Raw genomic sequence first — 4743 nt, 5'->3', positions numbered from 1 at the left:
CGCCGCGTCGTTTGGGACGATGTCGAAGAGGTTTGCGACGTCGAAGTGCGGCACAAGCGCGACGACGGTCACCCCCAGCGCGAGGACCGCGACCACGGTGATGCCGAACATCAGCTTCAAGGCCTCGTCCACCACGTACACGCCCGGCGGCACCGTCACGGCGTGCGAGGCGGGTGCCGCCACCAGGAGGCCCAGGCCTCCCAGACCCGCGGCGGTCACGGCGCGCGCCAGACGGCCGACATCGGCGGGGCGGGTGGGCACGGTCATGCGGGGTCTCCTTCGACGGCGGAGGCGAGCCGCCGCACCGGGCGGACCCGCCGGATCCTGGGGTTGAGTGTAGGGCGGCGTGGGAATCGGGCACCAGGGATCCGGCGCGGCCGGGACCGTGGGAGGAGCGGACGTTCGGCCTCTAGGCGGCGTTCAGTCATGCACGCTAGCGTGGACGTGCCCCGGGGCGCGCGTCCGCAAGACGACGGGCGTCTGTGTCGACCGCCCGGGGCCCGACCCGAAGCGAGGACCCCGTGGACCAGACCGCCGCCCCCACCCAGCCCCCCGTGCCGACGGCCCGCACCGTCGCGCGTCCCCGGCCCCAGTCCCGCGCCCGTGCCGGGGCGGGCCTGCTCGCCGCAGCCGTGCTCATGGTGGGGCTCTCCGGTTGCGCGGTCGCGGAGGACGGCGGCGAGGCCGCGTCCGAGGCCGCGAGCTCCTCCTCCTCGCAGGCGACGGACACCTCGGCCGAGGCCGGGGGACAGCCCGTGGCGGACACCGCCGTCGGGAACGCCGCGAGGACCGCGCTGCCCTCCGTGGTGACCATCTCCGCGACGTCGAGCTCCGCCTCCGGTTCCGGTTCCGGGTCGATCCTGGACACGGAGGGGCACATCCTCACGAACACCCACGTGGTCACCCTCGGCGGCCAGGCCAACGACGCCGAGCTGACGGTGCGCACCTCGGACGGGGAGGTCTACGCTGCCACCGTCGTGGGCACCGACCCGCTGTCCGACCTGGCCGTCATCAAGATCGACGCCCCGGACCTCACCCCCATCCAGATCGGCCGGTCCGGGGATTTGAAGGTCGGGGACGAGGCCGTCGCCATCGGCGCCCCCCTGGGCCTGCCGAACACCGTGACCGACGGGATCATCTCCACCCTGGACCGGACCATCGCGGTGGCGTCCTCCGAGGCGCCCGAGCCGCAGGGCGAGAGCTCCGGCTCGTCCTCCGGCACCGATCAGTACCGTTTCCAGCTGCCGGGCACCCCGCAGGGCACCCGGGGCGAGGTGTACATCAACGTGCTGCAGACCGACGCGGCCATCAACCCCGGCAACTCCGGAGGCGCGCTCGTCGACGCCGAGGGTCGCCTGGTGGGCGTGAACGTCGCGATCGCCTCGGCCGGCCAGGACCCGAGCGAGGCGGGCAACATCGGGGTCGGCTTCGCCATCCCCGTGGACTACGCCCAGCGGGTCGCACAGGACCTGATCGACCACGGCAAGGCCACGCATGCCATGCTCGGCGTGAGCGTCACCCCGGAGCCCGCCGAGGTGCAGGGCGGCAGCGAGAACGCCCGGACCGTGTTCAGCGACGGCGCCCGCGTCCAGCAGGTCGTGGGAGAGTCGGCGGCCGACGCGGCCGGGCTGAAGGAGGGCGACGTGATCACCGCCGTCGGCGACCGCGCGGTGATCGACTCCGAGTCCCTCACCGCCGTCGTCCGCGAGCACCGCGTGGGAGACTCGGTGGACGTCACCTACCTCCGCGACGGCGCGGAGCAGACGACCGAGGTGACGTTCACGGAGGACACCCGCTCGTGACCACCACGCTCACCACCCCCGCCGCGCTCGCGGCCCACCACGGCTGGCGCCGGGTCCTGGCCGTCGGCGCCCACCCGGACGACCTCGACTTCGGGGCCGCCGCCACCCTGGCCGGCTTCAGCGCGGCCGGGCTGCACATCGAGCTGTGCATCGTGACGGACGGGGACGCCGGCGGCTTCGACTCGGAGGGCCCGGAGGCGATGACCGCCCGCCGGCACGCCGAACAGCGCGCGGCCGCCGCCGTCGTCGGTGCCGCCGAGGTCCACTTCCTCGGCGAGCGCGACGGACACCTCGAGCCGGACCACGGCGTGCGCCGCAAGCTCGTGGCGCTGATGCGCCGCGTCCGCCCGGACGTGGTGCTCAGCACCCACCCGGAGCGGGACTGGGAGCGGATGCAGGCCGCCCACCCGGACCACCTCGCCTGCGGCGAGGCCGTGGTGCGCGCCGCGTACCCGGCGGTCGAGAACCCGTACGCGTACCCGGAGCTCGCGGCGGAGGGGCTCGAGGCGTTCAAGGTCCGGAACCTGCTGCTGTACGCCGCCCCCGCCGCGCGCCGGAACACGGTCGTGGACGTCACGGGCCTGGCGGAGCAGAAGCTGCGCGCCCTCGACGCCCACCTCTCCCAGCACCCGGACGTCGACGCGATGCGGCGGCACGTGCTCGCCCAGATGGCCGAACATCACCGGCGCGCCGCCGGACCGGCCGCCGCGCCGGGTCACGCCGAGGCGTTCCACCTGGTCACGGTCAACGGCCCGGGCACCATCGCCGGGTTCTGAACCGCCCCCCCCCTGCGGGGGATCTCAGTTGGTGCTCGGCCGACCGCCGTAGCGCGGGCCGGTCTGCGCGGTGGGGTCGAGGTCCACGCCGACGACGGGCTCCGACGTCGGCACCTCCGAGCCCGAGCTGGGCTCCACGGAGATGCCCATCGCCGCGAAGCGGTCCAGCCCCCGGAAGGTGATGGGCTCGCCGAAGCCGTTGGCGTCGTACGTGCCGAGCGAGGCCGGGGCCGTGCCGTCCGAGGGGTAGAGCCACAGCTGGTAGGACTGACCCTCCGGCAGCTGGGGCATCCCGCTGATCGTCAGGTAGCCGCTGTTCTGCTCCCGGGACAGGAACGCCTGGACCGTGCCGCCGTCCTGGGCCGGGTACTCCGAGGTCGTGAACAGGTCCTTCGACTGGTCGATGCGGTGCACGATGCCCGGCCGCGTGAACTGACTCCACACCGTCCACCCGCCGACGCCGAGCACGAGGGCCGCGAGCAGCAGGAGGGCGGTCACCTTGAGCCAGCGCAGGCGGTCCCGCGGCGGGCCGGCGGGGGCGGACTCGTCGCCGATCAGGTCCATGCCCACGTCCTGGGCGGGCAGGCGACGCAGGACCTCGTCGAGCAGGGCCGACGGCGGCTCGGCCGTCACGGACCGGAACGCCCAGGCCACCGCCTGGCGCGCACCGTCCACCCGGGAGCGCCACCGGGCCAGCTCGCCGCCCCGCCGCTGCACGGCGGAGAAGGCCGCGGTGTGCCCGGCCGTGTCGAGGGCGTGCACAGCCGAGAGGTCGGCCAGCTCGAGTGCGCGGCCGGCGTCCACGTCCTCGCGCACGTCCGCGCCGAGTGCCGGGCCGGTCGCCGGGGCCGGCGCGGACGGACGGGCGGCGTCCTGCGTGAGGTCGCGGCGGGCCGCCACGACCTGCCGCACGCCGTCACGCAGCAGGGTGCGGGCCTCGTCGGCCGGCAGACCGAGCCGATCGGCGACCTCCCGGTCGGTGCAGCCGCCCAGCCACGCCAGTCGCACGGCCTCGTAGGCGTCCGGGGCCACGCGGCCGACGAGGTCCTCGGGCAGCGGCGCGGGCCCGGCCGGGCCGGGACGACGCCCACGTTCCGCCGCGGAGCCGCCGGCGCGACGCAGCGAGGTCATCACGCGGTGGGCGAGGACCTCGAGCCACGTGAACACCTGGCGCTCACGGTGGGTCGCGTCGTCACGCTCGCTCAGGTCGAGCCCGGCCTCGGAGGCCTCCTCCCACGCCGTCAGGTAGGTGCGGACCGTGGCCGCGGCGGCGTCGTCGCCGGGGCCGAACATCGCTTCGGCCAGGCCGTGCACCCACGGGACCGTGGCGTCGTAGAACGCGGAGAACGCGGCCCGGTCACCCTCGGCGCTGCGGCGCAGGAGGGTGTCCAGGGCGGGCTGGCCGGCGTCATCGGGGCGGTCGACGTGGGGCTCGGACGCGTCAGGAGTCTGCATGGTGGCCTCAGTCTAGGGAATCGGGGCGGACCGCGGACCCGGCGAAGTCGTGCTGGCGCCAGGCCTCGTACACGGCGATGGAGACGGCGTTCGCCAGGTTCAGGGACCGACGGGCCGGCTGCATGGGCAGGCAGACGGTCTCGGTGACCCGCGGATCGGCCAGCACCTCCTCGGGCAGGCCGGTGGACTCGCGGCCGAAGAGCAGCACGTCGCCGGGCCGGTACGCGACCCGGTCGTGCCGCACGGACCCGCGCGCGGTGAAGGCCAGCACACGGGCGGGGGCGAGGGCCGCGAGCGCCGCGTCGAGGTCCGGGTGCACCGTCACCACCGCGAGGTCGTGGTAGTCCAGACCGGCGCGGCGCAGGTGGGCGTCCTCGAACCCGAAGCCCAGCGGCTCCACGAGGTGCAGCTCGGCCCCCGTGAGGGCGGCGAGCCGGATCGCGTTGCCGGTGTTGCCGGGGATCTCCGGGGTGAGCAGCAGGATCCGGAAGCCGGGGGTGCCGGGCGCCGGGGCGCGGTCGGCGCCCTCGTGCGGGTTCGGGCGGGGCGGGGCGGGGGAGTCGGGCACGCGCCCAGCCTAGTGGGGCGCCGCCGGGCGGGGACGTGCCTCCGTGGCGCCGGTCGACCAGCGCGCCGAGCGCGCGCCGGGCCACCAGCTCCGGGCCCGTGGCCGTGCCCAGGAAGAGCGCGACCCCGCGCGCGAACGCGAT

The 4743-nt window shown here is 75.4% G+C and carries 4 protein-coding genes and 1 pseudogene; 2 read left to right on the top strand and 3 right to left on the bottom strand.

Annotation, left to right across the window (positions count from 1 at the left end; translation table 11 throughout):
- Window positions 1-267, bottom strand: a pseudogene (locus tag D8M29_RS13825) (hypothetical protein); the annotation flags it as partial.
- A gap of 254 nt (window positions 268-521) precedes the next feature.
- Between D8M29_RS13825 and D8M29_RS08975 the strand changes: the two are divergent.
- Together D8M29_RS08975 and D8M29_RS08970 are read left to right on the top strand one after the other, a co-directional pair.
- Window positions 522-1802: a S1C family serine protease gene (locus D8M29_RS08975; RefSeq protein ID WP_051995236.1), complete on the top strand. Its 1281-nt coding sequence runs from the start codon at window positions 522-524 to the stop codon at window positions 1800-1802.
- Window positions 1799-2578 (top strand): PIG-L deacetylase family protein, encoded by a 780-nt coding sequence (locus D8M29_RS08970; protein ID WP_122054440.1) that lies wholly within the window; start codon window positions 1799-1801, stop codon window positions 2576-2578. The genes D8M29_RS08975 and D8M29_RS08970 overlap by 4 nt, the downstream gene beginning before the upstream one ends.
- 24 nt (window positions 2579-2602) lie before the next feature.
- Here the strand turns inward: D8M29_RS08970 and D8M29_RS08965 are convergent, their stop codons facing one another.
- The gene (locus D8M29_RS08965) at window positions 2603-4033 is read right to left on the bottom strand and encodes an anti-sigma factor domain-containing protein (protein WP_122054438.1); all 1431 of its coding nucleotides are present in this window, start codon (window positions 4031-4033) and stop codon (window positions 2603-2605) included.
- Between the two features lie 7 nt (window positions 4034-4040).
- Window positions 4041-4601, bottom strand: a complete 561-nt coding sequence (locus tag D8M29_RS08960) for a tRNA (cytidine(34)-2'-O)-methyltransferase (RefSeq protein ID WP_122054435.1) — start codon at window positions 4599-4601, stop codon at window positions 4041-4043.
- Window positions 4602-4743: the final 142 nt, after the last annotated feature.

Origin of the sequence: Micrococcus sp. HSID17227 (assembly GCF_003989405.1) — a bacterium.
Taxonomy (GTDB): domain Bacteria; phylum Actinomycetota; class Actinomycetes; order Actinomycetales; family Micrococcaceae; genus Micrococcus; species Micrococcus luteus.
Note: the sequence above shows the minus strand (reverse complement) of the source record. Positions and strands in the feature narration are given on the sequence as shown.

Excerpts from the sequence above, each read along its gene's own strand:
- D8M29_RS08965 (WP_122054438.1), bottom strand. The coding sequence starts at position 4,033 with ATGCAGACTCCTGACGCGTCCGAGCCCCACGTCGACCGCCCCGATGAC.